The organism is Dokdonella aquatica (assembly GCF_051987395.1).
In the GTDB taxonomy this organism is placed as follows: Bacteria; Pseudomonadota; Gammaproteobacteria; order Xanthomonadales; family Rhodanobacteraceae; genus Dokdonella.
This window is the reverse complement of sequence record NZ_CP197094.1, coordinates 4,207,276-4,232,145: the sequence shown is the minus strand read 5'-3', so window position 1 is coordinate 4,232,145 and position 24,870 is coordinate 4,207,276. Positions and strand designations below refer to the sequence as shown.

The 24,870-nt window shown below is 68.7% G+C and carries 30 protein-coding genes and 1 pseudogene; 9 read left to right on the top strand and 22 right to left on the bottom strand.

Annotated elements, in window-relative coordinates:
- Positions 1 to 116: 116 nt before the first annotated feature.
- The 3 genes from ACQQ2N_RS18855 (at position 117) to ACQQ2N_RS18845 (ending at position 3,929) form a co-directional block, all read left to right on the top strand.
- A complete protein-coding gene (locus ACQQ2N_RS18855; RefSeq protein ID WP_440223114.1) occupies positions 117 to 2,006 on the top strand; it encodes an ATP-binding cassette domain-containing protein in 1,890 nt (629 codons plus the stop codon).
- Between the two features lie 73 nt (positions 2,007 to 2,079).
- Positions 2,080 to 2,559: a hypothetical protein gene (locus tag ACQQ2N_RS18850; protein ID WP_440223112.1), complete on the top strand. Its 480-nt coding sequence runs from the start codon at positions 2,080 to 2,082 to the stop codon at positions 2,557 to 2,559.
- Positions 2,556 to 3,929 (top strand): M28 family metallopeptidase, encoded by a 1,374-nt coding sequence (locus tag ACQQ2N_RS18845; RefSeq protein WP_440223110.1) that lies wholly within the window; start codon positions 2,556 to 2,558, stop codon positions 3,927 to 3,929. Before ACQQ2N_RS18850 ends, ACQQ2N_RS18845 begins: the two co-directional genes overlap by 4 nt.
- A gap of 6 nt (positions 3,930 to 3,935) precedes the next feature.
- Here the strand turns inward: ACQQ2N_RS18845 and ACQQ2N_RS18840 are convergent, their stop codons facing one another.
- Entirely contained in the window at positions 3,936 to 4,256 is a 321-nt protein-coding gene (locus ACQQ2N_RS18840; RefSeq protein WP_440223109.1) for a hypothetical protein, read from the bottom strand.
- A gap of 108 nt (positions 4,257 to 4,364) precedes the next feature.
- Here ACQQ2N_RS18840 and ACQQ2N_RS18835 point away from each other — a divergent pair, with 108 nt between their 5' ends.
- Positions 4,365 to 4,847, top strand: a complete 483-nt coding sequence (locus tag ACQQ2N_RS18835; protein WP_440223108.1) for a glutathione peroxidase — start codon at positions 4,365 to 4,367, stop codon at positions 4,845 to 4,847.
- 18 nt (positions 4,848 to 4,865) lie between these two features.
- Here the strand turns inward: ACQQ2N_RS18835 and ACQQ2N_RS18830 are convergent, their stop codons facing one another.
- From ACQQ2N_RS18830 to ACQQ2N_RS18745, 18 genes and pseudogenes are all read right to left on the bottom strand, one after another.
- Positions 4,866 to 5,639 (bottom strand): MetQ/NlpA family ABC transporter substrate-binding protein, encoded by a 774-nt coding sequence (locus tag ACQQ2N_RS18830; protein WP_440223107.1) that lies wholly within the window; start codon positions 5,637 to 5,639, stop codon positions 4,866 to 4,868.
- A gap of 96 nt (positions 5,640 to 5,735) precedes the next feature.
- Positions 5,736 to 6,404: a methionine ABC transporter permease gene (locus tag ACQQ2N_RS18825; RefSeq protein WP_440223106.1), complete on the bottom strand. Its 669-nt coding sequence runs from the start codon at positions 6,402 to 6,404 to the stop codon at positions 5,736 to 5,738.
- Positions 6,404 to 7,411 carry a methionine ABC transporter ATP-binding protein gene (locus tag ACQQ2N_RS18820; protein WP_440223105.1) on the bottom strand — a complete coding sequence of 336 codons (1,008 nt, stop codon included), beginning with the start codon at positions 7,409 to 7,411 and terminating at the stop codon, positions 6,404 to 6,406. The genes ACQQ2N_RS18825 and ACQQ2N_RS18820 overlap by 1 nt, the downstream gene beginning before the upstream one ends.
- Positions 7,408 to 8,901 (bottom strand): C13 family peptidase, encoded by a 1,494-nt coding sequence (locus tag ACQQ2N_RS18815; RefSeq protein WP_440223104.1) that lies wholly within the window; start codon positions 8,899 to 8,901, stop codon positions 7,408 to 7,410. The genes ACQQ2N_RS18820 and ACQQ2N_RS18815 overlap by 4 nt, the downstream gene beginning before the upstream one ends.
- A 2-nt stretch (positions 8,902 to 8,903) precedes the next feature.
- Positions 8,904 to 9,596: an acireductone synthase gene (gene mtnC / locus ACQQ2N_RS18810; protein ID WP_440223103.1), complete on the bottom strand. Its 693-nt coding sequence runs from the start codon at positions 9,594 to 9,596 to the stop codon at positions 8,904 to 8,906.
- A gap of 241 nt (positions 9,597 to 9,837) precedes the next feature.
- Positions 9,838 to 10,422 carry a 1,2-dihydroxy-3-keto-5-methylthiopentene dioxygenase gene (locus ACQQ2N_RS18805; RefSeq protein WP_440223102.1) on the bottom strand — a complete coding sequence of 195 codons (585 nt, stop codon included), beginning with the start codon at positions 10,420 to 10,422 and terminating at the stop codon, positions 9,838 to 9,840.
- Positions 10,419 to 11,057: a methylthioribulose 1-phosphate dehydratase gene (locus ACQQ2N_RS18800; RefSeq protein WP_440225801.1), complete on the bottom strand. Its 639-nt coding sequence runs from the start codon at positions 11,055 to 11,057 to the stop codon at positions 10,419 to 10,421. Before ACQQ2N_RS18800 ends, ACQQ2N_RS18805 begins: the two co-directional genes overlap by 4 nt.
- Before the next feature lie 83 nt (positions 11,058 to 11,140).
- Positions 11,141 to 11,860 carry a phosphate signaling complex protein PhoU gene (gene phoU / locus ACQQ2N_RS18795; RefSeq protein ID WP_440223101.1) on the bottom strand — a complete coding sequence of 240 codons (720 nt, stop codon included), beginning with the start codon at positions 11,858 to 11,860 and terminating at the stop codon, positions 11,141 to 11,143.
- Positions 11,861 to 11,873: 13 nt separating this feature from the next.
- The gene (gene pstB, locus ACQQ2N_RS18790; RefSeq protein ID WP_440223100.1) at positions 11,874 to 12,695 is read right to left on the bottom strand and encodes a phosphate ABC transporter ATP-binding protein PstB; all 822 of its coding nucleotides are present in this window, start codon (positions 12,693 to 12,695) and stop codon (positions 11,874 to 11,876) included.
- Complete coding sequence (gene pstA, locus ACQQ2N_RS18785; protein ID WP_440223099.1) at positions 12,688 to 13,575, bottom strand: phosphate ABC transporter permease PstA; 888 nt, start codon at positions 13,573 to 13,575, stop codon at positions 12,688 to 12,690. The genes pstB and pstA overlap by 8 nt, the downstream gene beginning before the upstream one ends.
- The gene (gene pstC / locus ACQQ2N_RS18780; RefSeq protein WP_440223098.1) at positions 13,572 to 14,543 is read right to left on the bottom strand and encodes a phosphate ABC transporter permease subunit PstC; all 972 of its coding nucleotides are present in this window, start codon (positions 14,541 to 14,543) and stop codon (positions 13,572 to 13,574) included. The genes pstA and pstC overlap by 4 nt, the downstream gene beginning before the upstream one ends.
- 106 nt (positions 14,544 to 14,649) lie before the next feature.
- A complete protein-coding gene (gene pstS / locus ACQQ2N_RS18775; RefSeq protein WP_440225800.1) occupies positions 14,650 to 15,621 on the bottom strand; it encodes a phosphate ABC transporter substrate-binding protein PstS in 972 nt (323 codons plus the stop codon).
- Between the two features lie 173 nt (positions 15,622 to 15,794).
- Complete coding sequence (locus tag ACQQ2N_RS18770; protein ID WP_440225826.1) at positions 15,795 to 15,923, bottom strand: hypothetical protein; 129 nt, start codon at positions 15,921 to 15,923, stop codon at positions 15,795 to 15,797.
- A gap of 6 nt (positions 15,924 to 15,929) precedes the next feature.
- Positions 15,930 to 16,076 (bottom strand): annotated as a pseudogene (locus ACQQ2N_RS18765) (FmdB family zinc ribbon protein); the annotation flags it as partial.
- Positions 16,077 to 16,107: 31 nt separating this feature from the next.
- Entirely contained in the window at positions 16,108 to 16,776 is a 669-nt protein-coding gene (gene rnt / locus ACQQ2N_RS18760; protein ID WP_440223097.1) for a ribonuclease T, read from the bottom strand.
- 39 nt (positions 16,777 to 16,815) lie between these two features.
- A complete protein-coding gene (locus ACQQ2N_RS18755) occupies positions 16,816 to 17,610 on the bottom strand; it encodes an HvfC family RiPP maturation protein (protein ID WP_440223096.1) in 795 nt (264 codons plus the stop codon).
- Positions 17,594 to 18,457 (bottom strand): HvfB family MNIO-type RiPP peptide maturase, encoded by an 864-nt coding sequence (locus tag ACQQ2N_RS18750; RefSeq protein ID WP_440223095.1) that lies wholly within the window; start codon positions 18,455 to 18,457, stop codon positions 17,594 to 17,596. The genes ACQQ2N_RS18755 and ACQQ2N_RS18750 overlap by 17 nt, the downstream gene beginning before the upstream one ends.
- A gap of 9 nt (positions 18,458 to 18,466) precedes the next feature.
- The gene (locus ACQQ2N_RS18745; RefSeq protein ID WP_440223094.1) at positions 18,467 to 18,847 is read right to left on the bottom strand and encodes an HvfA family oxazolone/thioamide-modified RiPP metallophore; all 381 of its coding nucleotides are present in this window, start codon (positions 18,845 to 18,847) and stop codon (positions 18,467 to 18,469) included.
- A 238-nt stretch (positions 18,848 to 19,085) separates the two neighbouring features.
- Between ACQQ2N_RS18745 and ACQQ2N_RS18740 the strand changes: the two genes are divergently transcribed.
- On the top strand, positions 19,086 to 20,228 hold the full coding sequence (locus ACQQ2N_RS18740) for an OprO/OprP family phosphate-selective porin (protein WP_440223093.1): 1,143 nt from the start codon (positions 19,086 to 19,088) through the stop codon (positions 20,226 to 20,228).
- Positions 20,229 to 20,409: 181 nt separating this feature from the next.
- Here the strand turns inward: ACQQ2N_RS18740 and ACQQ2N_RS18735 are convergent, their stop codons facing one another.
- Positions 20,410 to 20,898 (bottom strand): NUDIX hydrolase, encoded by a 489-nt coding sequence (locus ACQQ2N_RS18735; protein WP_440223092.1) that lies wholly within the window; start codon positions 20,896 to 20,898, stop codon positions 20,410 to 20,412.
- A 178-nt stretch (positions 20,899 to 21,076) separates the two neighbouring features.
- On the opposite strand from ACQQ2N_RS18735, the gene ACQQ2N_RS18730 reads away from it, so the two are divergent.
- Both ACQQ2N_RS18730 and ACQQ2N_RS18725 read left to right on the top strand, forming a co-directional pair.
- Complete coding sequence (locus ACQQ2N_RS18730; protein WP_440223091.1) at positions 21,077 to 21,742, top strand: DMT family transporter; 666 nt, start codon at positions 21,077 to 21,079, stop codon at positions 21,740 to 21,742.
- Entirely contained in the window at positions 21,664 to 21,963 is a 300-nt protein-coding gene (locus tag ACQQ2N_RS18725) for an EamA family transporter (protein ID WP_440223090.1), read from the top strand. The genes ACQQ2N_RS18730 and ACQQ2N_RS18725 overlap by 79 nt, the downstream gene beginning before the upstream one ends.
- Before the next feature lie 7 nt (positions 21,964 to 21,970).
- Here the strand turns inward: ACQQ2N_RS18725 and ACQQ2N_RS18720 are convergent, their stop codons facing one another.
- Together ACQQ2N_RS18720 and ACQQ2N_RS18715 are read right to left on the bottom strand one after the other, a co-directional pair.
- Positions 21,971 to 23,251, bottom strand: a complete 1,281-nt coding sequence (locus ACQQ2N_RS18720) for a hypothetical protein (protein ID WP_440223089.1) — start codon at positions 23,249 to 23,251, stop codon at positions 21,971 to 21,973.
- 100 nt (positions 23,252 to 23,351) lie between these two features.
- A complete protein-coding gene (locus tag ACQQ2N_RS18715) occupies positions 23,352 to 23,657 on the bottom strand; it encodes a DUF1244 domain-containing protein (protein WP_440223088.1) in 306 nt (101 codons plus the stop codon).
- 137 nt (positions 23,658 to 23,794) lie between these two features.
- Here ACQQ2N_RS18715 and dcd point away from each other — a divergent pair, with 137 nt between their 5' ends.
- Both dcd and ACQQ2N_RS18705 read left to right on the top strand, forming a co-directional pair.
- Entirely contained in the window at positions 23,795 to 24,364 is a 570-nt protein-coding gene (dcd, locus tag ACQQ2N_RS18710; RefSeq protein ID WP_440223087.1) for a dCTP deaminase, read from the top strand.
- Between the two features lie 106 nt (positions 24,365 to 24,470).
- On the top strand, positions 24,471 to 24,869 hold the full coding sequence (locus ACQQ2N_RS18705; RefSeq protein WP_440223086.1) for a hypothetical protein: 399 nt from the start codon (positions 24,471 to 24,473) through the stop codon (positions 24,867 to 24,869).
- Position 24,870: the final 1 nt, after the last annotated feature.

The window sequence follows — 24,870 nt, the reverse complement described above, 5'->3', positions numbered from 1 at the left end:
GCTCCGGTCGCGTCGGCGCAGCATCCGTCGCGCCCGCGCGTCGCCACAGTGCCATCCGTCCTGCCCACCTCCGGCACCCCGCGTGCCGTCCCGTTTCCCCCGATTCCGCGAGACCCATGGCCCTCATCGACCTCCGCAAGCTCGACTACAGCGTCGGCGGCCCCCTGCTGCTCGACGCGGTCGACTTCTCCCTCGAGCCGCGCGAACGCGTGTGCGTCGTCGGGCGCAACGGCGCCGGCAAGTCCACACTGCTCAAGCTGCTGTCGGGCGACCTGCGTCCCGACGACGGCGAACTGCGCGTCGCGCCCGGCGTGGTCGTCGCGCGGCTGGCCCAGGAAGTGCCGCGCGACACCGACGGCAGCGTGTTCGACGTCGTTGCCGGCGCGCTCGGCGAGACCGGCGCGCTGCTGGCCGAATTCCACCGCCTCAGCCACGGCCTCGGCGCCGACGGCGACACGCGTGCGCTCGCCGACGTGCAGGCGCGCATCGAGGCGGCCCATGGCTGGGACCTCGACCGTCGCGTCGAGCTCGTGCTCACGCGCCTGGAACTGCCCGGCGACGTGGAATTCGCGTCGCTGTCGGGCGGCATGAAGCGCCGGGTGCTGCTCGCGCGTGCGCTCGTGCTGTCGCCCGACGTGCTGCTGCTCGACGAGCCGACCAATCACCTTGACATCGAGGCGATCGCCTGGCTCGAGGAGTTCCTGCGCGGTTTCGCCGGCAGCGTCGTGTTCATCACCCATGACCGCAGCTTCCTGCGCGCGCTCGCGACGCGCATCGTCGAGATCGACCGCGGCCAGCTGACCAGCTGGCCCGGCGACTACGCCAACTACCTGCGCCGCCGCGAGGAGCGCCTGCACGCCGAGGCGCAGGCGAACGCCTTGTTCGACAAGAAGCTCGCCCAGGAAGAGGTCTGGATCCGCCAGGGCATCAAGGCACGCCGCGTGCGCGACGAGGGGCGCGTGCGTCGCCTCGAGGCGATGCGCGTCGAGCGCCGTGACCGCCGCGAACTGTCCGGCAACGTGCGCATGCAGGTCGCCTCGGCGCAGGCGTCCGGGCGCAAGGTCATCGAGACGCGCGGCGTCGGCCAGGCCTACGGCGGACGCACGCTGATCGAGGATTTCACGACCACGATCATGCGTGGCGACCGCATCGGCATCATCGGGCCGAACGGTGCGGGCAAGACCACGCTGCTGCGCATCCTCCTCGGCGAACTCGTGCCGCAGCACGGCGAGGTGCAGGTCGGCACGCAGCTGCAGGTCGCCTACTTCGACCAGCACCGCACGCAGCTGCGCGAAGACCTCAGTGCGCTCGACAACGTCGCCGACGGCCGCGAGTTCATCGAGATCGGCGGCTCGCGCAAGCATGCGCTCGGCTACCTGCAGGATTTCCTGTTCACGCCCGAACGCGCGCGTGCGCCGATCTCGGCGCTGTCGGGCGGCGAACGCAACCGCCTGCTGCTGGCCAGGCTGTTCGCGACGCCGTCGAACCTGCTGGTCATGGACGAGCCCACCAACGACCTCGATGTCGAGACCCTCGAACTGCTCGAGGAACTCGTCGGCGACTACGCGGGCACGCTGCTGCTGGTCTCGCACGACCGCGAGTTCATCGACAACGTGGTCACGAGCACGCTCGTGCTCGAGGGTGAGGGCCGCATCGGCGAGTACGTCGGCGGCTACACCGACAGCCTGCGCCAGCGCCCGGCCGTGGTGAAGGCGCGAGCCCCTGAAACCGCCGGGACGCCCGCGCCTGCCAAGGCCGCGCCGGCTGCCGAGGCTGCCGCACCCGCGAGACGCAAGCTCGGTTTCAAGGAGCAGCGCGAGCTCGACCAGCTGCCTGCGCGCATCGAGGCGCTCGAGGCGCGCGTCGCCGAGCTCACCGCGGCGATGGGCGAGCCGGCGTTCTTCCGCCAGGATGCCGCTGCGATCGTCGCCGCGAACGCGAACCTCGCAGCCGTGCAGGCCGAACTCGATACCGCCTACGCGCGCTGGCAGGAACTCGAACCGTAGCGTGCGGCGGCGCATCAAGGCGCCGTCGCGATCCTGCTACGCTGCGCGGCAGGGCAACCGTTCGGGAGGGCGTATGCGTCAGGTCTTCGGGTGGGTGGTCGTCGCGTTTCTGGTCGTGCACGGCACGATCGCGGGTGCGCAAGGCATGGATCCGGTGGTCGAGAAGCGCCTCAAGGCACTCGAAGCGCGCGTGCTCGAACTCGAGAAGCGGCTGGAAGAGAAGGCTGCCGCACCGGTTGCGGCGACCCCGGCCGTCGCGCCGGTCGCACCGGTGGCACCTGCCGTCCCAGGTACGCCGGCGCCGCCTGCCGCCGTCGCTCCGGTGGCGGCACCTGCTGCCGTGGCGCCTGTCGCACCGGCGATGCCGTCCGCTGCGGCGTGGGACGAGCTGCGCATCGGCATGGGCAAGTCGCAGGTCACGCGTGTGCTCGGCAAGGCCGGCAAGCGCCGCGTCGGCACGATGTCGGAGGTCTGGTACTACCCCGACCTCGACGGCGGTAGCGTCGAGTTCGATCGTGACGGTCGCGTCGCGGGTTGGACCACACCGGAGTGAGAAACCTGGCTCGGGCACACTGGGCGGTCGCCGCACTCGCGATCGTCGTCGCGGCCCCGTGCGTGGCCGCGCCATCGCGGGCGGTGATCGTCGACATCGAGAACGCCAGCACGGAGCAGGTCGAGGCCTGGCGTGATGCGCCGGGTGTCGAGAGCTGGGTCGAACTCGGGCGCGAACTGCTGCTCACCGGCGACACCACACGCATCGCGCAGTCGACCGGTCTCGGCCTGGCCATGCGCGACATCGGCGCCTACGCGGTCGACGATCTCGTCCTGCACCTGCGCGGCTGCGCGGTCGACGTGACGCCGGCCGACCTGCTCGTGCACACGGGCGGGCGCTATGACCTGCTCGTGCGCCCGGACGCCGCGCGCCGCGCCACGCTCACGCATGCCGAGGCCGAAGGCCTGGACGAATGGATCGACGTCACGCCCGGCATGGTCGTGGCGCGGCAGTACCGCTTCGAGCGGCCGGTCGCGCTGCCGGCCGACGAGCGCATCACGCCGCTGGTCGCGCGCGTCGATACCACGCGCTGGTTCGCCGACGTCGAGACGCTCGCGGGCTGGAGCCGCTCGACGTTCTCGACCGAACTCGTCGCGGCGCGGCAGTGGATCGCCGCGCGCTTCACGTCGCTGGGACTCGAGGTCAGCGAGCCGGCTTTCACGTTCACCTATCAGGGCACGCGTACGGCGAACAACGTCATGGGCGTCGTGCGTGGCCTGCAGCGGCCCGACGACTGGGTCATCGTCGGCGGCCACTACGATTCGCGCCAGCAGGACATCATGAATCCCGCGAACGCGCCCGGTGCGGACGACAACGCCTCGGGCTGCTCGGCCGTACTCGAACTCGCGCGGCTCTTCACGCGCGCACGGCCCGCGGCGACGATGATCTTCATGTGCTACGCCGGCGAGGAGCAGAACCTGTTCGGCAGCAAGGCGCATGTGCAGGCGCTCACGGCCTCGGGCGATCTCGGCAAGATCAAGCTCGTGGCGACCCTCGACATGATCGGCTGGTCGTCGTCTGCCAGCCTGTCGGCGGACCTCGACACGCTGTCGCCGTTCGTCGCGACGCGCAACCGATTCGCCGATGCCGCGCTGACCTACGTGCCGGGCCTCACGCCCGTGGTCAGCACGATCGCATGCTGCTCGGACCACATCCCCTATGCGCAGGCCGGCGTCCCGGCCGTTCTGAGCATCCACGGCAACTGGCAGAGCTACGTGCACTACCACCGCACGACCGACACGCCGGCCAACCTCGGTGCACACGCGCAGGCGATCGGCGGCGCGATCATGCGCATGAACGTCGCGACGGTGGCCGGCGAGGCCGGCCCGATGGACCGCATCTTCGATGCGGGCCTCGAGGCCGGCGAGTAGCGCCGATCAGGGATTGGCCGTCCAGCGTTCGTACTCGCGCTTCGATACCCGCCCGTCGCGGTTCGCATCGGCCTTGATGAAGTCGTTGGCGAGCAGCGCGTACCCGGCGGCCTCGGATTCGCTGATCGAGCCGTTGCCGTCGGTATCGAGCTGTTCGAACGCGGGCGCCGGGCCCGACGGCTTGTAGCCGGTCTCGCCGTAGCGGACGATGAGATCGCCGTTCTGCTGCTGGAAGCGCGCTTCGCGCGGCGGCGCGCCGGTTTGTGCGTGCGCCATGGTGCAGGCGAATGCAAGGGCGGCGGCGAGGATGCCGAGGGTCGGTTTCATCGGGGGCTCCGAGGGGCGGGAAAACACCGCGATTCTGGGCCGCCGCGATTAACCGGGACCGAACGCGCCGATCGGGTACGCTACGCGCTTTGACGAGGAGGGTGGACGATGACGACGGCTTACGATTTCACCGCGCGCGACATCGACGGCAACGACAGGCCGCTCGCCGATTTCCAGGGCGACGCGCTGCTCGTCGTCAACGTCGCCTCGAAGTGCGGGTTCACGCCGCAGTACACGGGGCTCGAGGCGCTGCAGAAGCGCTTCCACGCGCAGGGCTTCAACGTGCTCGGCTTCCCGTGCGACCAGTTCGGCCACCAGGAACCCGGCGACGAGGCGGAGATCCGCAACTTCTGCTCGCTGACCTACGACGTGAGCTTCCCGATGTTCTCGAAGGTCGACGTCAACGGTGCCGGCGCGCACCCGCTCTACCAGTGGCTCAAGAAGGAAAAGTCGGGCCTGCTGGGCATCGGCGCGATCAAGTGGAACTTCACCAAGTTCCTGGTCGGCCGCGACGGCAAGGTGCTGCGCCGCTACGCGCCGACCGACAAGCCCGAGGCGCTCGCCGACGACATCGCCGCCGCGCTCGGCTGAGCGCGGCGGGAGGGCGGATCAGAACGCCGGCAGGACCGCACCCTTGTAGGTGCGCTCGATGAAGGCCTTCACCTCGGGGCTGGTCAGCGCCTTGGCGAGCTTGGCCACCGCCGGCGAGGTCGCGTTGTCGGAGCGTGCGACCAGGTAGTTCACGTACGGCGAATCGGCGCTCTCGATCGCGAGCGCGTCGCGCGTCGGATCGAGCTTGGCGTCGAGCGCGTAGTTCGTGTTGATGAGGGCGAGGTCGACCTGGCCGAGGATGCGCGGCAGCGTCGCGGCCTCGAGCTCACGGAACGTGAGCTTCTTCGGGTTCGCGGCGATGTCGCGCAGCGTCGACAGCGGGTTGCTCTTGTCCTTGAGCGTGATGACGCCGGCCTTGTCGAGCAGCAGCAGCGCGCGGCCTCCGTTGCTGGCCTCGTTCGGGATCGCGACGGTCGCGCCTTCGGGCAGGTCGGCCAGCGCCTTGTGCTTCGACGAGTAGGCGCCGAACGGCTCGATGTGCACGCCGGTGACGGTGACGAGATCGGTGCCCTTGCCCTTGTTGAATTCGTCGAGGTAGGGCTTGGTCTGGAAGTAGTTCGCGTCGAGGCGCTTCTCGGCGACCTGGATGTTCGGCTGCACGTAGTCGGTGAACACCTTGACGCGCAGGTCGACGCCTTCCGCGGCGAGCGCGGGTTTCACGAACGCGAGGATCTCCGCATGCGGCACGGCCGTTGCGGCGACGTTGAGGGTTTCGGCGGCGTGCGCCGAGAACGGCAAGGCCAGCGCGAGCAGGGCGGTCGACAGCTTCATCGGGATTCCAGCGATTCGGAGGGCGCGGATGGTCGCACCGATCGGCAGGGGCGGCTATTCCGTGTCGCCAGCAGCATATGACCGCCGCTCACATGCTCAGCGGCGGCTGACCCTAGCCACGATGCGGTCGCCGACCATCTGCAGCACCTGTACGAGCACGAGCAACAGCGCCACCGTGACCACCATGACGTCGGTCTGGAAGCGCTGGTAGCCGAAGCGCACCGCGAGGTCGCCGAGGCCGCCCGCGCCGATCACGCCGGCCATCGCCGTGTAGGAGACCAGTGCGATCGCGGTCACCGTGATGCCGGCGACGATGCCGGGCAGGGCTTCCGGCAGCAGGGCACCGGTGACGACCTGGCGCGTCGTCGCGCCCATCGCCTGGCAGGCCTCGAGGATGCCGCGGTCGACCTCGCGCAACGAGGTCTCGACGAGGCGCGCGAAGAACGGCGCGGTGCCGATGACGAGCGGCGGGATCGCCCCGGCCACGCCGAGCGACGTGCCGACCAGCGTCACCGTGAACGGGATCATCACGATCAGCAGGATGATGAACGGCACCGAGCGCAGCACGTTGACGAGGAACGACAGCGTCAGGTGCACCGCGCGTTGCTCGAGCAGCTGGCGCCGGCCGGTCAGGAACAGCAGCACGCCGAGCGGCAGGCCGAGCAGCACGCTCGCGGCGAGCGAGCCGCCGAGCATGAGCAGGGTGTCGAGCGTCGCCTGCGCGATCTCCTGCCAGTCGATGTTGGCGAACAAGGTCTCGTCCATCAGCGCACGACCTCCACGGTGACATCGGCTGCGCCGAGCTCGCGCAGCGCGGCATCGACATCGCCGCCACTGAAGGCGAGCGTGAGCTGGCCGTACGGCGTGTCCTTGATGCGGTCGATGCGTCCGGACAGGATGTTGAAATCGACGCCGCTCGCGCGTGCGACGCGACCGAGCAGCGGTGCGTAGGTGGCCTCGCCGCGGAAGGTCAGGCGCACGATGCGCCCGTCGGCGCGGGCGAGGTCCTCGCCGCGCTCGCCTTCGTCGACGTGCTCGGACTCGAGCACGAAGCGCCGCGTGGTCGCGTGCCGCGGATGCAGGAACACGTCGGCGACTGCGCCGGTCTCGACCAGACGGCCGGCATCGAGCACGGCGACGCGGTCGCAGACGCGGCGCACCACGTCCATCTCGTGCGTGATCAGCACGATGGTGAGGCCGAGTTCGCGATTGAGCTCGGCCAGCAGGTGCAGCACCGAGGCCGTGGTCTGCGGATCGAGTGCGCTGGTGGCTTCGTCGCAGAGCAGCACCTTCGGCTCGCAGGCCAGTGCGCGCGCGATGCCGACGCGCTGCTTCTGGCCACCCGACAGCTGCGACGGGTACTTGCCGGCGTGCGCGGAAAGGCCGACGCGCTCGAGCAGCGCCGCGACGCGTGCGTCGATCGCGGCACGGTCGAGGCCGCCGGCGAGCCTGAGCGGGAACGCGACATTCGCGGCGACCGTCTTCGACGACAGCAGGTTGAAGTGCTGGAAGATCATGCCGATGCGGCGGCGCAGGGCACGCAGGCGGTCGTCGTCGAGTGTGGTCACGTCCTCGTCGTCGACGACGAGCGAGCCGCCGCTCGCACGCTCGATGCCGTTGATCAGGCGGATCAGCGTCGACTTGCCGGCGCCGGAATGGCCGATGATGCCGAACACCTCGCCGGCGGCGATGTCGAGGTCGAGCGGGTGCAGCGCGGTCGTGCGCGCGGCGCCTTCACCGTAGGTCTTGGAGACCGAGCGGAACGTGATCATGGTTCGGAGTCGTCGCTGTCGGCCGGCGGCAGGCCGGCGTCGTCTGGAGTGTTGGAGGCTGGCGCGAACGGCACGGCGGGAGCTTCGGGCAGCGTGCGGCGCCAGCGCTCGAGCTTGCCCTCGATGCTCGTCGTGGTCGCGATCTGCGGCTCGGAAGGCGGCTCGAGCTTGGCTTCGGCTTCCCACGTCGCGACCGATTCGCGCGCGCGGGCGAAGGCTTCGGTGAACGAGGTGGTCGTGTTGAGCGCCTCGGCGAGGAAAGCCTTGCCGAAGAACGTGATGTCCGAGGCCGATCCGCATCCGAACGAGGTGCGGTCCGGTCGTGCCGCGGCGATCACGAGCGTGGAGTCGTCGCGCAGCGCGTCGACGAAGCCGCCCGAGTAGCACGCGTTGACGACCACGACCTTCCAGCGGATGGCCGGCACCGTGCGCAGTGCATCGGCGAGATCGTCGGGCGAGACCGGATTCAGCGCGAGCGGTCCGAGCCCGACGTGCAGTTCGTGGTCGGCCGAGCCGTGGCTCGTCAGGTAGACGAACAGGATGTCCTCGGCCGGATCCATCGCGCCGGCCAGCGATTCGAGCGTCCAGCGCAGGTTGGTCAGCGTCGCGAGCGGGCGGGTCCGCACCGTGGCGGGACTGTTCTGCAGCACGATCGTGTGGCCGGCGGCTCCGAAACGCGTGCCGAACAGTCGCTCGACATACTCGCTTTCGTTGCGGAACACGTTCTCGCTGCCGTCACCCGCGAAGGTGACCACGTAGAGATTGGCACGCCCGGCGGTCCGCGGCGCGAGCGCGGCGATCGCCTCCTCGAGGAGGCGCGGCTGGTCGTACATGACGTATTCGGGATCGAAAGCCGGACCTTCCTCGGCGGCTTCGCCGTCGAAGCCCGTGCGCGCGACGACATCGCTCCCGACGTTGGAGCCGGACCGGCCCCCGGGTGTCTCGACGAACATCGGCGCGCCAGGCAACCACCACCAGACCGCGGCCGAGACCGCATAGGCAAGCAGTGCCGCGGCCAGCGCACGCCCCACGCCTCGCCCCAGCAGCCAGCGCGCGAGCGTGAACAGCACGAACAGCCACCACGCGCGTGAAAGCAGCTCCGCGATGATGGCGCCGGCGACATGGTCGTTGGCGTACAGCCACGACGTCGCGTGACCCAGCGGCCAATGCACGAACAGCGAGGTGCCGATCGTCGCGACGAGCGTGATGCCGGCGACGCCGACGAGCAGTGACTCGCGCCTTGCGACGCGCACGAGCACCCACGCTGCCGCAAGCGTCACGAGCGCATCGGCGAGCGTCGTGACGATGCCGTAGGGCAGGAACGTGCGCGGCGCATCGGTATCCAGCCACGAGGTCGCGATCGATACGACGAGGTAGGCGAGGGTCGCGCCGAGGAACAGCGTCGCGCGCTGCGTCGACGCGGTACCCCGCGGACGCAGCAGCAGCGTCGCGCGCAGGCCGTCGCGGATGCCGGCGAGGGTGTTGCGCACGTTCAGTGGGTCAGCGACACGGCGTCGAAATCGGGCACGCAGGAATGTGCGGCCACGGCCGGGCATGTCGACGGCGTGCGGGCCAGCAGCGTCGTACGCAGGCCGCTGGCGCGGGCCGCGTCGAGTTCCTCGACGATGTCGGACAGGAAAAGGATCGACGACGCCTCGACGCCGATCGCCTCGGCGATGCGCGCGTACGAGGCCGCATCACGCTTCGCACCGGTGGTCGTGTCGAAGTAGCCCGAGAACAGCGGCGTGAGATCACCTTGCTCCGTGTGCGCGAACAGCAGCTTCTGCGCGGGCACCGAACCCGAGGAGTAGACGTACAGCGACACGCCGAGCGCATGCCATTCGCGCAGGCGTCGCGCGGCGTCCTCGTAGACATGGCCGCGGAACGCACCGGCCGTGTAGCCCTCTTCCCAGATCAGGCCTTGCAGTGCCTTGAGTGCGGTCGACTTGCGGTCGGCGTCGATCCAGCCGATGAGCAGGTCGATGATCTCCTGTTCGCTTGCCGAGACGAGCCCGGCTTCGCGCGCGGCCTCGTGCAGCCAGTGCTGCACCTCGGGCGTGTCGGCATGCGTGACGACGAATGCAGGCAGGCGTTCGCGCGCGAACGGAAACAGCACCTCCTTGACGAAGCTCAGCGAGCTCGTCGTGCCCTCGATGTCGGTGACGATGGCGCGGATATCAGGCATGTCGGCGAACCTGTAACGAACGGATGGCAAGGTTAGCAGGCAGGCACGATGCGGGACGTGTCCGCTGTCGGCACCGCCGCGCGTCTAAGGGCATGTCGATGGAAGACGGGATACGGAGACGTCCCGCTGGGCTCAGGCCGTGACCCCAAGCACGGCCGGGAAGGGACACGTCATGCGCCCCTACTCGCGAAAGGGCGCGTGGCGTGTTCCGGCTTTTTCCCGATATCGCCGCCGTCGTCGACTAGGCGGCCGCTTTCGTCCCGGCGGACTGCGCGGAAGCGTGAGGCGTCATGCGCGGGAAGCGCTGCGCGATGTCGTCGCCGGTGAACTCCGCGACCCAGCCGGCCGGATTGTTGAACAGGCGGATCGCGACGAAGTACGGCGATTCGCTCATGTCGAACCAGTGGCGGGTACCGTCCGGCACGCCGATCAGGTCGCCCTTCTCGCACAGGATGTCGTAGACGCGCTCGCCGATGTGCAGCGTGAACTGGCCCGCGCCCGCGACGAAGAAGCGCACCTCGTCTTCCGCGTGCGTGTGCTCGCTGAGGAACTTCTGGCGGAACGCGGCGCGGTCCGGGTGGTCGGGCGTGAGGCTGACCACGTCGACGGTCTTGTAGCCTTCTTCCTGCATGAGGCGATCGATGTCGGCGCGGTAGGCCGCGATGACCTCGTCCTGGCTCGCGCCCGGGGCGACCGGCTGCGAGGCCTCCCACTGCTCGAAACGCACGCCGACCTGGCCGAGTTCGCGCGCGATGTCGGCGAGCCCGGTGAAGGTGGCGACGGGCGCATCGCCCTTGTCGTGCTCGAAGATGCTCAGCCGGCTCATGGGGACAACCTCCTCAGGTCAAGCTCGCAGTTCAGCAGAAACTCGAACGCCTCGATATGGCGTTTGGTTTCCGCCATATCAACGCCCCAGGCGTAGATGCCGTGGCCGTCGATGAGGTAGCCGTGCAGCGGCTTGCCCGCATCGAGCCAGGCGTCGACCTGCGCGACGAGCACGTCCATGTCCTGCGTGTTCGGGAACACGGGCAGGTCGAGCACGCTCTCGTGGGTCGTGTAGCCCGAGATGGCCTTCTGCAGCTCCCAGCCTTCGAAGCGCACGACGCCTTCGCGCGCGTACAGGCGCGAGGCGACGCTCTGCGCGCGCGAGTGCGTGTGCAGCACGGCGCCGATGGCGGGGAAGCGGCGGTAGATCTGCGTGTGCAGCGCGGTCTCGGCGGACGGGCGCGCGGAGGTGGCGACGGGTGCGTTGTCGAAGTCGACGACCATCACATCGGTCTCGCCGAGGCGGCCCTTGTCGCGTCCGGATACGGTGACCGCGGCATGGCGATCGTCGAGGCGCATCGAGAAGTTGCTGCTGGTCGCGGGCGTCCAGCCGCGCTCGGCGAGCTCGCGGCCGGTTTCGGCGATCGTGCGGGCGCACACGGCGAGGCGTGCGCTGTCGTAAGGCAGGGTAGTGATGGCGAACTCCACGGACAGCCGTCCAAACGACGGCGATGATACGCGAGTCCGCAAGGCCCCGCCCGCGGGCGGGGCCGCGTGGCTCAGGGTGCGGTCATCGTGACGCTGGCGGACTGGTCGCCCTTGCGGCGCGACAGGCCGATCTGCGTGCCGTGCACGAGGAAGTAGATGTTCTCGGCGATGTTGGTCGCGTGGTCGCCGATGCGCTCGATGTTCTTGGCCATGAACAGCAGGTGCGTGCACGGCGTGATGTTGCGCGGGTCTTCCATCATGTACGTGAGGAGCTCGCGGAACATGCTCGTGTAGAGCACGTCGAGTTCCTCGTCGCGTGCCCAGGCCAGCAGGGCGCGATCGGCATCGCGATCGTGGTACGCCGCGAGCACCTCGCGGATCAGGTCGGCGGCGATCTCGGCCAGGCGCGGCAGCGCGTAGACGGGACGCACGGGTGCGACCTGGTTGAGCGCGATCGCACGCTTGGCCACGTTGGCGGCGTAGTCGCCGATGCGCTCGATGTCCGAGGCGATGCGCAGCGCTGCCATGACCTCGCGCAGGTCGCGCGCCATCGGCTGGCGCAGTGCGAGCAGGCGGATGACGTCGTGGCTGACCTCGAGCTCGAGCGCGTCGACTTCGGCATCGCTCTTGACGATGCGCTCGGCGGATTCGGTGTCGCGCTCGATCACGGCCGCGATCGCGGCTTCGAGTTCGGTCAGCGCGAGGTCGCCCATGCGCTGGATCTCGCCGGTAAGGCGCTGCAGTTCCTCGTCGTAGCTCTTCACGATGTGGTCGCCGGTTGCGGTGGTCATGATGATGTCGTCCTCAGCCGAAGCGGCCGGTGATGTAGTCCTCGGTCTGCTGCTTCACGGGCTTGGTGAAGAGCTTCTCGGTCTCGCCGAATTCGACGAGCTCGCCGAGGTACATGAAAGCCGTGTAATCCGAGCAGCGTGCCGCCTGCTGCATGTTGTGGGTCACGATCGCGATCGTGTAGTGGTCCTTGAGCTCGGCGACGAGCTGTTCGATCTTGCCGGTGGCGATCGGGTCGAGCGCCGAGGTCGGCTCGTCGAGCAGCAGCACGTCGGGCTTGAGGGCGACGGCGCGCGCGATGCACAGGCGCTGCTGCTGGCCGCCGGAGAGGCCGAGCGCGCTCTGCTTGAGCTTGTCCTTGACCTCGTTCCACAGCGCGCCCTGGTGCAGCGCCTGCTCGACGCGCACGTCCATCTCGGCCTTCGAAAGCTTCTCGTAATGGCGGATCGCGTAGGCGATGTTCTCGTAGATCGACATCGGGAACGGCACCGGCTTCTGGAACACCATGCCGACCTTGCTGCGCAGGCGGTTGAGCGGGTACTTCGCGTCGAGGATGTTCTCGCCGTCGAGCATGACCTCGCCGCGTGCCTCGAGCTTCGGGTAGATCGCGTAGATGCGGTTGAAGATGCGCAGCAGCGTCGACTTGCCGCAGCCCGACGGGCCGATCAGCGCGGTGACGCGCTTCTCGGCGATGTCGAGGTTGACGTCCTTGAGCGCGTGGAAGCCGTCGTAGTAGAAGTTGAGGTTGCGCGCCGACATCTTGGGCGCCGCAGCCGCATCGGCGGGACGCGACGCCGAGCCGACGACCGGGGTCGAGAGGGCGAGTTGGCTAGTCATGGCTGATCTTGTTCCTGAGGAGGATGGCGCGCGCGAGAAGGCTCAGCAGCAGGACGAACACGGTGAGCACGAGCGCACCGGCCCATGCGAGCGTCTGCCACGATTCGTATGGGCTCCCGGCGAACTGGTTCATGACCACCGGTACGCTGGCCATCGGCCGCGTCAGGTCCATGCTCCAGTACTGGTTGCCGAAGGCGGTGAAGAGCAGCGGCGCGGTCTCGCCGCTGATGCGGGCCAGCGCGAGCAGGATGCCGGTGACGATGCCGGCCGAGGCGCCGCGGTAGAGCACCTGCACGATGACCTTCCACTGCGGGATGCCGAGCGACAGCGCGGCCTCGCGCATCTGCGAAGGCACCAGGCGCAGCATCTCGTCGGTCGTGCGCACGACCACCGGCAGCACGATGAAGGCCAGCGCGATCGAGCCCGCGAGCGCCGAGAAGCTGCCGCCCATCTGTGCGACCACGATCGTGTAGACGAACAGGCCGAGCACGATCGACGGCGCCGACAGCAGGATGTCGTTGACGAAGCGGATCACCGTGCCGATCTTGCGCGCGCCGGCGTACTCGGCGAGCCAGGTGCCAGCGGCGATGCCGAGCGGCGTGCCGATCAGGATGGCGAGCAGGCACATGACCGCGCTGCCGAAGAACGCATTCGCGAGGCCGCCTTCTTCCATCGGCGGCGGCGTCGTCTGCGTGAACAGCGCGAGGCTGATGCCGCCCATGCCCTTGCTGATCGTGGTCCACAGGATCCAGGTCAGGAAGAACAGGCCGAACAGCGCAGCCGTGCACGACAGCACGAGGGCGACGCGGTTGACGATCGCGCGGCGGCGGTAGAGACGGCGCGCGACGGGTGAATCGACGATCGACGGTACGGCGCTCATCGCGCACCCTCCCTGCGGGACATCTGGAGCAGCATGAGGCGGGCCGCGGCGAGCACGATGAACGTCACGATGAACAGGACGAAGCCGAGCAGCAGCAGCGCCGAGCGGTAGGTATCGGTGGCTTCGGCGAAGTCGTTGGCGATCAGCGCCGCGATCGTCGTGCCGGGCTCGAGCAGCGACGGCGAGAAGCGCACCGTGTTGCCGATCACGAACGCGACGGCCATGGTCTCGCCGAGCGCACGGCCGAGGCCGAGGAACACGCCGCCGATGACCGCCGAGCGCGTGTAAGGGAGCACGACATCCCAGACCACTTCCCACTTGGTCGCGCCGAGCGCGTAGGCCGACTCCTTGAGGCGCGTCGGCACGGTCAGGAACACCTCGCGCATGACCGACGAGATGAACGGGATCACCATGATCGCGAGCACGAAGCCCGCGGTGAGCATGCCGATGCCGAGCGGCGGGCCCTGGAACAGGGCGCCGATCACCGGCAGCGTGCCGATGTGGTCGTTGAGCCACGGCGTCACGTATTCGGTCATGACCGGCACGAGCACGAACAGGCCCCACATGCCGTAGATGATCGACGGGATACCGGCGAGCAGTTCGATCGCGGAGCCGACCGGTCCGCGCAGCCAGGCCGGGGCGACCTCGGTCAGGTAGAGCGCGATGCCGAAGCTGATCGGCACCGCGATGATCATCGCCACGAGCGCGGTCACGAGCGTGCCGTAGATCGGCACGAGCGCGCCGTAGCGGTTTTCGACCGGATTCCATTCGGTCGAGAAGAAGAAGCGCCAACCTTCCAGGGCGAGCACCTCGCGGCCTCCCCACAGCATCGACAGTGCGGCGCCGGCCAGCGCGATCAGGACGAGGAAGGCGGTGATGGCGAGGATCCAGCGGAAGCCGCGGTCCTGGGATTCGTCGCGCTTGGCGCGGGCGTGGATCGGTAGGGCAGGAGCGGCTGTCGTCGTCATGGCATCCGCGGCCGGGGCAGGCCTGGGTGAAGGAGAGGCGGAAGGAGCGGACGGGTGTGCGAAAGCGCCGCCGTCCTCGCGGGACGGCGGCGCCGATGGTGCGGTCTTACTGCTTGATCTTCGCGGCCCAGTAGGCCTTGACCTGCGTGACGAGTGCGTCCGGCAGCGGCACGTAGTCGAGCGCGGTGGCCTGCGACTTGCCGCTCTCGTACGCCCACGAGAAGAACTCGAGGGCCGACTTCGAGCGCTCGGCGTTCTTCGGCTGTGCGTGCATGAGGATGAAGTTGGTCGCCGTGATCGGCCACGCTTCGTCGCCCGGAGCGTTCGTGATGACGAGGCTGAAGTCGGTCGCGTTGGCCCAGTCGGCGCTGGCCGCGGCGGCCGCGAACGACTCGGCGCTCGGCGAGACGAACTTGCCGGCGGCGTTCTGCATCTGCGTGTACGTCATCTTGTTCTGCAGCGCGTACGACAGCTCGACGTAGCCGATCGAGTTCTTGACCTGCTTGACGTAGGCGGCGACGCCTTCGTTGCCCTTGCCGCCGAGGCCGGCCGGCCACTGCACCGAGGTGCCTTCACCGACGGAGCTCTTCCACTCCGGGCTGACCTTGGAGAGGAAGTTGACGAAGTTGAACGTCGTGCCCGAACCGTCCGAGCGGTGGACGATCGTGATCTTGGTGTCCGGCAGGGTCGCGCCGTCGTTGAGCGCGACGATCGAGGCGTCGTTCCACTTGGTGACCTTGCCGAGGAAGATGTCGGCGAGGACCGGGCCGCTGAGCTTGAGCTTGCCCGGCTCGACGCCGGCGACGTTGATCACCGGCACCACGCCGCCGATCGTCGACGGGAACTGCACGAGGCCGGCCGAAGCGAGGTCTTCCGGCTTCAGCGGGGCATCGGACGAGCCGAAGTCGACGGTGCCGCCCTTGATCTGGGCGATGCCGCCGCTCGAGCCGATCGACTGGTAGTTGACCTTGTGGCCCTTGGCGGCGCTGTAGTCGGCCGACCACTTGGACATGAGGGGGAACACGAACGAGGCGCCGGCGCCGGTGACGTCGGCAGCGTTCGCGTTGCTGGCGCCGATGACGGTGGCGAGGCCGAACGCGAGGACGCGCAGGGAGGTCGGGAAGGACACGCGGCAACTCCTTGGATGACGGAATGGGGCGGAGGAAACGCCGCCTTTGTAGTCGTCCCGGGTTGCAGAACCATGATTGTAATATTTCAGTCGTGTTACAGCCGTCACGCCGCGTGCCGGCGTCAGTCGCCCGTGATGATGTCCGGGCCCTTGCCGGCGGTCTTCTCGTAAACCCCTTTGCCGGCACGGCGATACTGGGTGTAGCCGTGCTTGGCGACGTGGCCTTCCTTGAGCCGGTGGGCACCGCCCATGACCACGCTCGGCGCTCCCAGGACACGCCCGATTGGCCCCCCGCAGGCCTCGCAATGTGTCAGTGGCGCGTCGGCGAGGCGCTGCAGGACCTCGATCCCGTCGCGACACGCGGGGCAACCTTGGGCCAGCGGGGCATAGGCGTAGATCGGCATGGGATGAGGGTGGGGCAGCCGGCGGGCGGCTTCAAGCCGACTCGGCGGGCAGCCAGGCCTCGACCGAGGCGGGCGGCGCGGCGGCGTCCTCGAGCTGCTTCCAGCGGTTGACGATGCGGCAGAACAGTTCGGCCGTGCGTTCGGTGTCGTAGACCGCCGAATGCGCCTGGCTTCCGTCCCAGTCGAGTCCGGCCGCGGCGACGGCCCGGCCGAGGACGGTCTGCCCGTAGGCGAGCCCGGCCAGCGTCACCGTGTCGAAGTTGCTGAACGGGTGGAACGGGCTGCGCTTGTAGCCCGTGCGGCGCAGCGCCGCATTGAGGAAGCCGAGATCGAACGCGGCGTTGTGGCCGACCAGGATCGCGCGCTGGCACTCCGCCTCGCGCACGGCCTTGCGCACGGGCGCGAAGACATGTTCGAGGGCGGCGCGCTCCTCGAGCGCGTTGCGGAACGGATGGTCCGGATCGATGCCGGTGATCTCGAGTGCGCGCGGGTCGAGGTTGGCGCCCGGGAACGGCACGACATGCGTCGACACGATCGGCGCCGGGTGCACGAAGCCTTGGGCGTCCATCGTGACGACGCAGACGGCGATCTCGAGCAGCGCGTCGCGCTCGGAATCGAAACCGCCGGTCTCGACGTCGACGACGACGGGCAGGAAACCGCGGAAACGCTCGGCGATGCGGGGGGAATCGGAAGCAGGCATCCGCCGAGCATAGCGGATCGGGCCGATCGACGAGGTGCGTCAGGGCACGCCGTGGCGCTGCGTCGCGGGGCGCGTGCCGATCACGACGCCGCGCGCGGCGAGGCCCCGCAGCATGTCGCGACCCGCAGCACGCAAGGCTTCGTCGTCACGGCCGAGTTCGTCGAGAAGCCTGTCCAGGCAGGCACCACCGGCGAGCTCGGTGTTCGCGACGAGTCGCTCGAACAGCATCGCCGTGAGCGGCTCGACTTCGAGGAAGCGAACTTCGTCGCCGCCGTCGCGCGACAGCACGATCAGCGTCGGCGCGTCGGGCACGCCGGAGGGGCGGAACGCCGGGCCGATCGCGTGAACGGGGAAGCGGTAGGCGAGCAGGCGTGCGAGCGGCGACACCACCGGAACACCGTCCACGACGTCGCCTTCGGGATCGTGCGCGACCTCGTCGGCACGCGCGGTGTCGAGCATGAGCGCGAGCTCGCTCCATTCGTAGTGGGCGAGTTCGACGAACCACTCGGGATCGCCGGCAGCGGCGACGGCACGTGTCTCGAGGAATCGGATGAACTCGCGTGCGACCTCGGTGAACAACGGCGTGTGGCTGCGGTGATCGCGCAGGAACGCACGCACGAGCACGAGCCATGCCGGCGTGTCATGCAGGCTGCGCAGCACGGGGAAGTTGCTTGCCAGCAGGTCCTCGATCGTGTTGAAGACGAGCTCGCGATACACGGCGACGCGCCGGTCGTCGAGTCCGTCAGGCGCGGCGACACGGTCGGGGTCGCGCAAGTGCGCCGCGAACGCGACCTGCAGCGCGGCCGTGGAACCTGCCTCAGGCGCGGTGGGCAACGGCGTCGACACGGGGCGGGGCGTCGTGACGGGACTGCAGCGAACGCACGCGCGCGACTTCGCCGAGCAGTTCGTCGAGCGGAGGCAGGTTGAAGTCCCGCTCGACCAGCGTGGGGAGCGGGCCAAGCCGCGCGTACGTGCGTTCCAGCAGTGCCCAGACCTCCGCGCAGACATCGGCGCCGTGGGTGTCGACGAGCAGATCGGGCGCTTTCTCGTAATGTCCCGCGACGTGCAGGTAGGCGACGCGCTCGGCCGGCATCGCGGCGATGAACGCGTCGGCGTCGTAGCCGTGATTGATGCTGTTGACGTAGACGTTGTTGACGTCGAGCAGCAGGTCGCAGTCGGCGCGCTCGAGGATCGTGGTCACGAATTCGATCTCGCCCATGCGCGCGCCCGGCGCGGCGTAGTACGAGGCGTTCTCGACCGCGATGCGCCGGCCGAGGATGTCCTGTGCGCGGCGGATGCGCTCCGACACGTGTCCGATCGCCTCTTCGGTGAACGGGATCGGCAGCAAGTCGTAGAGGTGGCCGTCGTCCGCGCACCACGAGAGGTGTTCGGAGTAGACCTTGATGCCGTGCGCGTCGAGGAAGCGCCGGATCCGCACCAGCAGGGTCTGGTCGAGCGGGGCAGGGCCACCCAGCGACAGCGACAATCCATGGCAGGCGAACGCATGGCGCTCGGTGAGTTCGCGCAACTGGCGACCGAGCCGCCCGCCGACCCCGATCCAGTTCTCGGGTGCGATCTCGAGGAAGTCGACGGCCGCATCGGGACGCGACTGCAACGGGCCGATCAGGGCCCGTCGCAGTCCGAGGCCTGCGCCGTCGATCACGTCACGCAGACGCTGCATCGGCGGTCGTCAGGACTTCTTCGAGCCGCACTTGCCTTCGCCGCACTTGCCTTCCTTGCCCTTGTGCGCGGCGTCCCACTCGGCCTGGGTGACCTTGCCGTCGCCGTCCGCGTCGAGCTTGGCCCACTTGTCGGCCTTGTCGGGCTTCGCGGCGGTCCACTCGGCGGCCGAGATGGTGCCGTCGCCGTTGGTGTCGAGCTTGGAGAAGCCGCACTTGCCTTCGCCGCACTTGCCTTCCTTCGCCTTGTCGCCGGCCATCGCCACGGCATAGCCGGAGCCGAGGTCGGCGGCCTTGAAGCCATCGCTCGCGACCGCGAGCTGGCCGAGCGAGATCGAACCGAGCAGGGCCGTGCCGAGCGCGACGCCGAGGGGTTTGACATGGTTGGACATTTGAAGACTCTCCGTTGCGTGTGGGGAGCGGACCCGTCCGCTGGGTCGACGCCGCACGTGGCGTCGCGTCGACCGGTCGATCGTGGCGGCATGAGCATGAAGCGAACGGGAATATGTCGCGCTGCACTGCGCCAAATGCGGATATCGACTGTCATCGAACCGTCGCAATCGCGCAATGCAGATGCAACAGGACGGGCAGAGACTGCGCGCCGCCTCCCCCGTTAACGAGAATCCAACAATGAACCGCTTCACTCCACGGCTCCTGGTCCTGGCTGTCGCCGCCGCCATCGCCGCGCCGGCGCACGCGGAAATCGCCCTCGACGTGATCTTCGGCAGCGAAGTCAGCCTCGAAGGCCTCATGCAGGCCGACGGCAACTGGTTCCACAACGACGTCGCCGACCTCAACGGCGTCGGCATCAACGGCGACGACACCGAGTTCGAAATGCGCCGCTCCGAGGTCATCCTCAAGGGCAAGGGCACGACGTTCGACTGGACGCTCGGCTACGACGGCAAGGCCGACAAGTTCCTCGACGTCAACGTCAAGTGGAAGCTCGGCACGAATGCGCTGACCTTCGGCCAGTTCAAGCAGCCGAACAGCCTCGAGGAGCTGACCAGCACGCGCCACAACGACTTCATCTCCAAGGCGATGGTGACGAACCTGTTCGGCATCGCGCGCCGTACCGGTATCGGCTACAGCGACGACGCCGGCGACTGGGGTTACGCGATCAGCTACTTCGGTCGCGAACTCACGCCGAACCTCGCGCAGGGCCAGGGTTTCGGTGGCCGCTTCTACTACGCGCCGATGCGCGAGAACGGCAACATCCTGCATTTCGGCATCTCGGCCGTCGATTACGACACCGACGCCGACACGCAGCGCTGGCGCGTGCGCCCGGATGCGGACCTCGCCACGGTCCGCCTGCTCGACACGGGCAACATCCTCAATGCCGACCGCAACCGCACCTACGGCCTCGAAGGCCTCTGGGTCGGCGGTCCGTTCAAGGTCCAGGCAGAGTACATGCGTGGTCGCACGAAGCGCACGGACAACACCACCGCGCCGGATTTCGAAGGCGACAGCTGGTACCTGTACGGCGTGTGGAACCTGACCGGCGAGACCTGGAGCTACAAGGGCGGTCTGCCGTCCACGCCGCTGCCCGAGAATCCCGAGACCGGCATGTGGCAGCTCGGCTTGCGCTACGACAAGACCAACCTCGACGACGGCGCGATCCTCGGTGGCGAAGGCCACAACGTGACCGCCGGCGTGAACTGGTACTGGCGTTCGAACTTCAAGTTCGCTGTCAACTACGTCAAGGCGACCAGCACGCGCCGCGGTGTCGACGACGATCCGAGCATCGTCGAGGCGCGCGCGCAGTTCTACTGGTAAGCGCGCGGGCTGCACCACACCAACGAACTCTCCCACGGACGCGATGTCGGCGTCATTTGATGCAGCACCCCGCGAGGGGTGCTGCTTTTTTTTGCGTGAAGGGAATGCGCGCACAGAAGAGCGGTGTGTCCACGGAGCGGGTGCGCGGCTGCGGAGTACGCGCGCGGGTCCCCTGTCGCGCTCAGATGCGCGAGAGGCTCCACGACACGGGCATGCCGTCGCGGTAGGGCATCACGCCGTGGAACGCGCGCGGATCGTCGTCGAACACGAGCGGCAGGAAATGGCGGTCGCCGTCCCACATCGGCAGGTCCATGAGTCGATCGAGTTCGACCCACTCGAGCGTGCCTTCGGGATTGCTCTCGGCGGCGACGCCATCGAACGCGTCGATCACGAATACGAAACCCAGCCAGTCCTCGCCGTGCTTGCCGAAGCCCGGCCAGCTGATCGTGCCGCGCAGGCGCATCGCCGTGCAGTGGATGCCGGCTTCCTCGAGAATCTCGCGGCGCATGCAGGCGACGACGTCCTCGTCCGGATCCATCTTGCCGCCGAGGCCGTTGTACTTGCCGAGGTGATGATCGTCGGGACGCGTGTTGCGGTGGATCATGAGCACCTTCGTGCGGTCCGGCGAGAGCACGTAGCCGAGCGTGGCGACGATGGGCGTGTAGGGCATGGCAGAAGCGGCGGCAGCGTGGCAACGCGGCAGTCTCGCAGATCGGGCACGAAGCGTGAAGCACGCAGCCCGTCGCGCACGAGAGCCGCGATCCTCGACGAGGGCATGCACCACGCGGATGCTTGCGCGGGCGCCTTGGCCGTCTAGACTGCGCCGCGTCGTCCCGCCACGAACCTTCATGACCGCGACCCGCGAAACGCCTCCCGCTGCCTCCGCGACACTGCACGGCATCGCCGCGATCGTGCTGTGGTCGTCGCTGGCCGTGCTCGCACTCGGCACGGCCGTGCTGCCGCCGTTCCAGGTGCTCGCGACGAGTTTCGGCATCGCCGGCATGGCCGGCATGCTCGCGCTCGTCACGAAGGGAAGGGCCGGGCTCGCGGTCCTGCGCCAGCCGGTCGGCGCGTTCGCGCTCGCGACCGTGGCGCTCTACGGCTACCACGCGCTGTACTTCGTCGCGTTCCGCCATGCGCCGGCGCTCGAGGCCAATCTCGTCAACTACCTGTGGCCGCTGCTGATCGTCGTGTTCGCGGCGCTGCTGCCGGGCGAGCGCCTGCGTGCGGGCGCCGTGGCGGGCACGCTGATCGGCCTCGCCGGTGTCGTCGTGATGCTGACGCGCGGGCAATCGCTCGCGCTCGATCCCGCGCATCGGGCAGGCTACCTCGCCGCGTTCGCGGCAGCACTGACGTGGGCGGCGTATTCGGTCCTGAATCGTCGCTACCGCGACGTGCCGAGCGCCGCGGTGTTGCGCCGTGCCTGGTCGTCGCCGTGCTCGCCCTCGCGACGCATCTCGCTTTCGAAGCCACGGTCGCCCCGACGCCCGGGCAGTGGGGCATGCTCGTGCTGATGGGTCTCGGTCCGGGCGGTGCCGCATTCTGGCTGTGGGATTCGGGGACCAAGCGCGGCAATCTCGCCTTGCTCGGTACGCTCTCGTACGCCGCGCCGCTGTTGTCCACGTTGCTGTTGCTCGCGAGCGGCCGCGTCGAGGCGCATCCGGCGCAGGCCGTCGCGGTCGTTCTGCTCGTGCTCGGTGCGTGGATCAGCGTGCGCTCGACGCGCGTGACCTAGCCACCCTTCATTGCGCGGTCGGCGGCAGCGGCTCGAGCTTCGGCGCCGGACGGATAGGCGTGGTCGGCACGAGCAGCACCTCCACGACCTGATTCCGTTCGGGATCGGGTGACTTGCGCGCCTTGATGTCGGCCGACGAGAACTCTCCCGACGCAACGGCGCGAGTCAGCAGTTCCTCGAACGCGCGCTCGTCGCGGTGTCGGAGTTCCACGAGGAAACCGTCCGCCTCGAGGCGATAGCCCGTGGTGGTCATGCCCCTGGGAAAGCTCGGCAGGAGCCGCTTCACGAGCGCGCTCACTTCGGCCTCGCGTTGCAGGGCGTGTTCCCGCCTTGTCGCTTCCTGCGCCTTCCTGGCTGCATTCTCCTCCGCAGTCGGCGCGAAGCGGAACGTGACCACGAACGCCTTCAGCGGAGACGCCGCGTCGATCCGGAGGTTGTCGACCAGCAGGTCGCCCGAGGTCTGCAGGGCACCCTGCAGCGCGGGCACGCTTCCGCCGCCGCCCTGCAAGCTGGCGTTCCACTGGTTGTCACCCATGCTCACGATGCGGACCAGCCTGATGTGCGGCGGCAACAGCGGCGCGAGGCGACGCGCAGCCGCGCCTTCAGGCGTGCCGTCATCGGCAAGCGACGCTCCTGCGGACAGTGGAGACGGGTCCCGGGGGCTGGCCGGCCAGCGCGACCATTGGTGGCGCGTGCTGCCGGTGAACGGGAGAGGGATGGACGCGCAACCGTCACCGCACCATACGGAGAAGCTCTCCCACGTGCGGATGTTCGTGCGTACGACGAGCTCGCCGAGCGTGTTCCTGGCGATGCTCATGGACTTTTCCGCGTCGGCGCCCTGAGGAACGCCATCCGCCGCCCGGTCGAACGGGAATCGGCCATAAGGCCATTCGGCCTGCAGCCAGCCGTCGCTGCAGGTGTAGTCGGTACCGCGGATGCGCCTGATCGGCGTCGCGTTGGTCCGTCCGGTCCATGCGTCGTGGACCGTCACCTCGATCGCGCGTGCGGCATCGCCGGCCAGGGTGATCGTCTGCCACGACGTGTCGGGTCCCGCGGGCGGACCGCCGAGCATGACGTAGGCAGGATCGTCGAGCACCACGTAGGTGCCAGCGATGTCGGGGCAATCGTCCCCGGACGCGATCACGACGTTCTTCCATGCCTCGTCGGTGTCCGCGGACATGCCGCAACCCGCGAGCACCATCGAGACGGCGGCGACCTGCAGCAACCTGACGATCATGGAAAAGGCGTTCCCTGGCGTGGTGGAGGAGCGATGGACTCGATCATGCATCGCATCGAGCCTGTCGGAACCGTGGTCGTCGGTGCGTGCCTGACGGCGGCACCCGCGCGCACCCCTGGCCGGAGGACATCGCGCCGACGCATGCGGCCGCTCAACCGTGCGGCGGATGGCGCTTCTGCGCCGCCTCGAACGCCGCGAGCTGCTCCGGCGTGGCCTCGCGCTGGTGCCGGGCCTTCCAGGCCGCGAACGGTTCGCCGTAGACGCGCTCGCGTGCGGCATCCTTGTCGATCGCGACGCCGCGTTCGGCTGCGGCTTCGCGATACCAGTCGGCCAGGCAGTTGCGGCAGAAACCGGCCAGCGTCATGAGGTCGATGTTCTGGACGTCGCTGCGGCGGCCGAGGTGGGCGAGCAGGCGGCGGAACGCCGCGGCCTCGAATTCGGTGGTGGCGTCGGACATGCAGGGCTCCGCAGGATCGGGGGCACCATGCTAGTGCAGCACGCGGCCCGCGGTATGCCGGCTCCGCGCGTGATCGCCCGGCGGTTCGCGGCGTGGTACCGTGCCGGCCCCGCCACGCCCGCCTCGACGAACCGCGCATGAGCATCAAGTCCGACCGTTGGATCCGCCGCATGGCCGAAGGCGAGCGCATGATCGAGCCGTTCGAGCCGGGCCAGGTCAAGCTCGGCGGTGACGGATCGAGGCTGATCTCCTACGGCACCTCGAGCTACGGCTACGACGTGCGCTGCGCGAACGAATTCAAGATCTTCACCAACATCAACTCCACCATCGTCGATCCGAAGGCGTTCGACTCGCGCAATTTCGTCGACTTCACGGGCGACGTCTGCATCATCCCTCCGAATTCCTTCGCGCTCGCGCGCACGGTCGAGTACTTCCGCATCCCGCGCCGCGTGCTCACGATCTGCCTCGGCAAGTCGACCTATGCACGCTGCGGCATCATCGTCAACGTGACGCCGCTCGAACCCGAATGGGAAGGCCACGTCACGCTCGAGTTCTCGAACACGACGCCGCTGCCGGCGCGCATCTACGCCAACGAGGGCGTGGCCCAGATGCTGTTCCTCGAGTCCGACGAGGACTGCGAGACGAGCTACAAGGATCGCGGCGGCAAATACATGGGCCAGCAGGGCGTGACGCTGCCGCGTACCTGATGCGTCGCCCGGCCGAGGCCATCGCGCGGCCATCGTGCCGCCACGCGGCGCACGGCGTACGGTGGTAACCTTGCCGCCCCACGAGACGTCGCCAGGAGAGTCGCCCATGCCGTTGGTCACCCGCAACCGTTCCCTGCGCCTCGTCATCGTCGCCTCGCTGCTGGCCCTGCTCACGGCCTGCGGTGGCAAGGGCGCGAAGCCGGACGCCGTGGCGGCGGGCGACGTGCCGGGCCAGTTCGACGTCGTGCTCGTCGCCGAGAAGGACGACCAGTTCGACTACCTCGAGGCGCCGCTGACGGTCGAGGACCTGCGCGCGGCGTTGCGCTACCGCCAGGAGCAGGCGCTGCCGATGCAGACCGTCCTGCTCAAGCGCGGCGAGAAGCAGAAGGTCAAGGATTCGCACGTCGTGGCGCTCGCCCGCATCGCGGTCGAGATGAAGTTCACGGCGTACGTGCAGGAGAAGGACGGCATCAGCCGCATCCAGGCCACCACCAAGTCCGAATGAC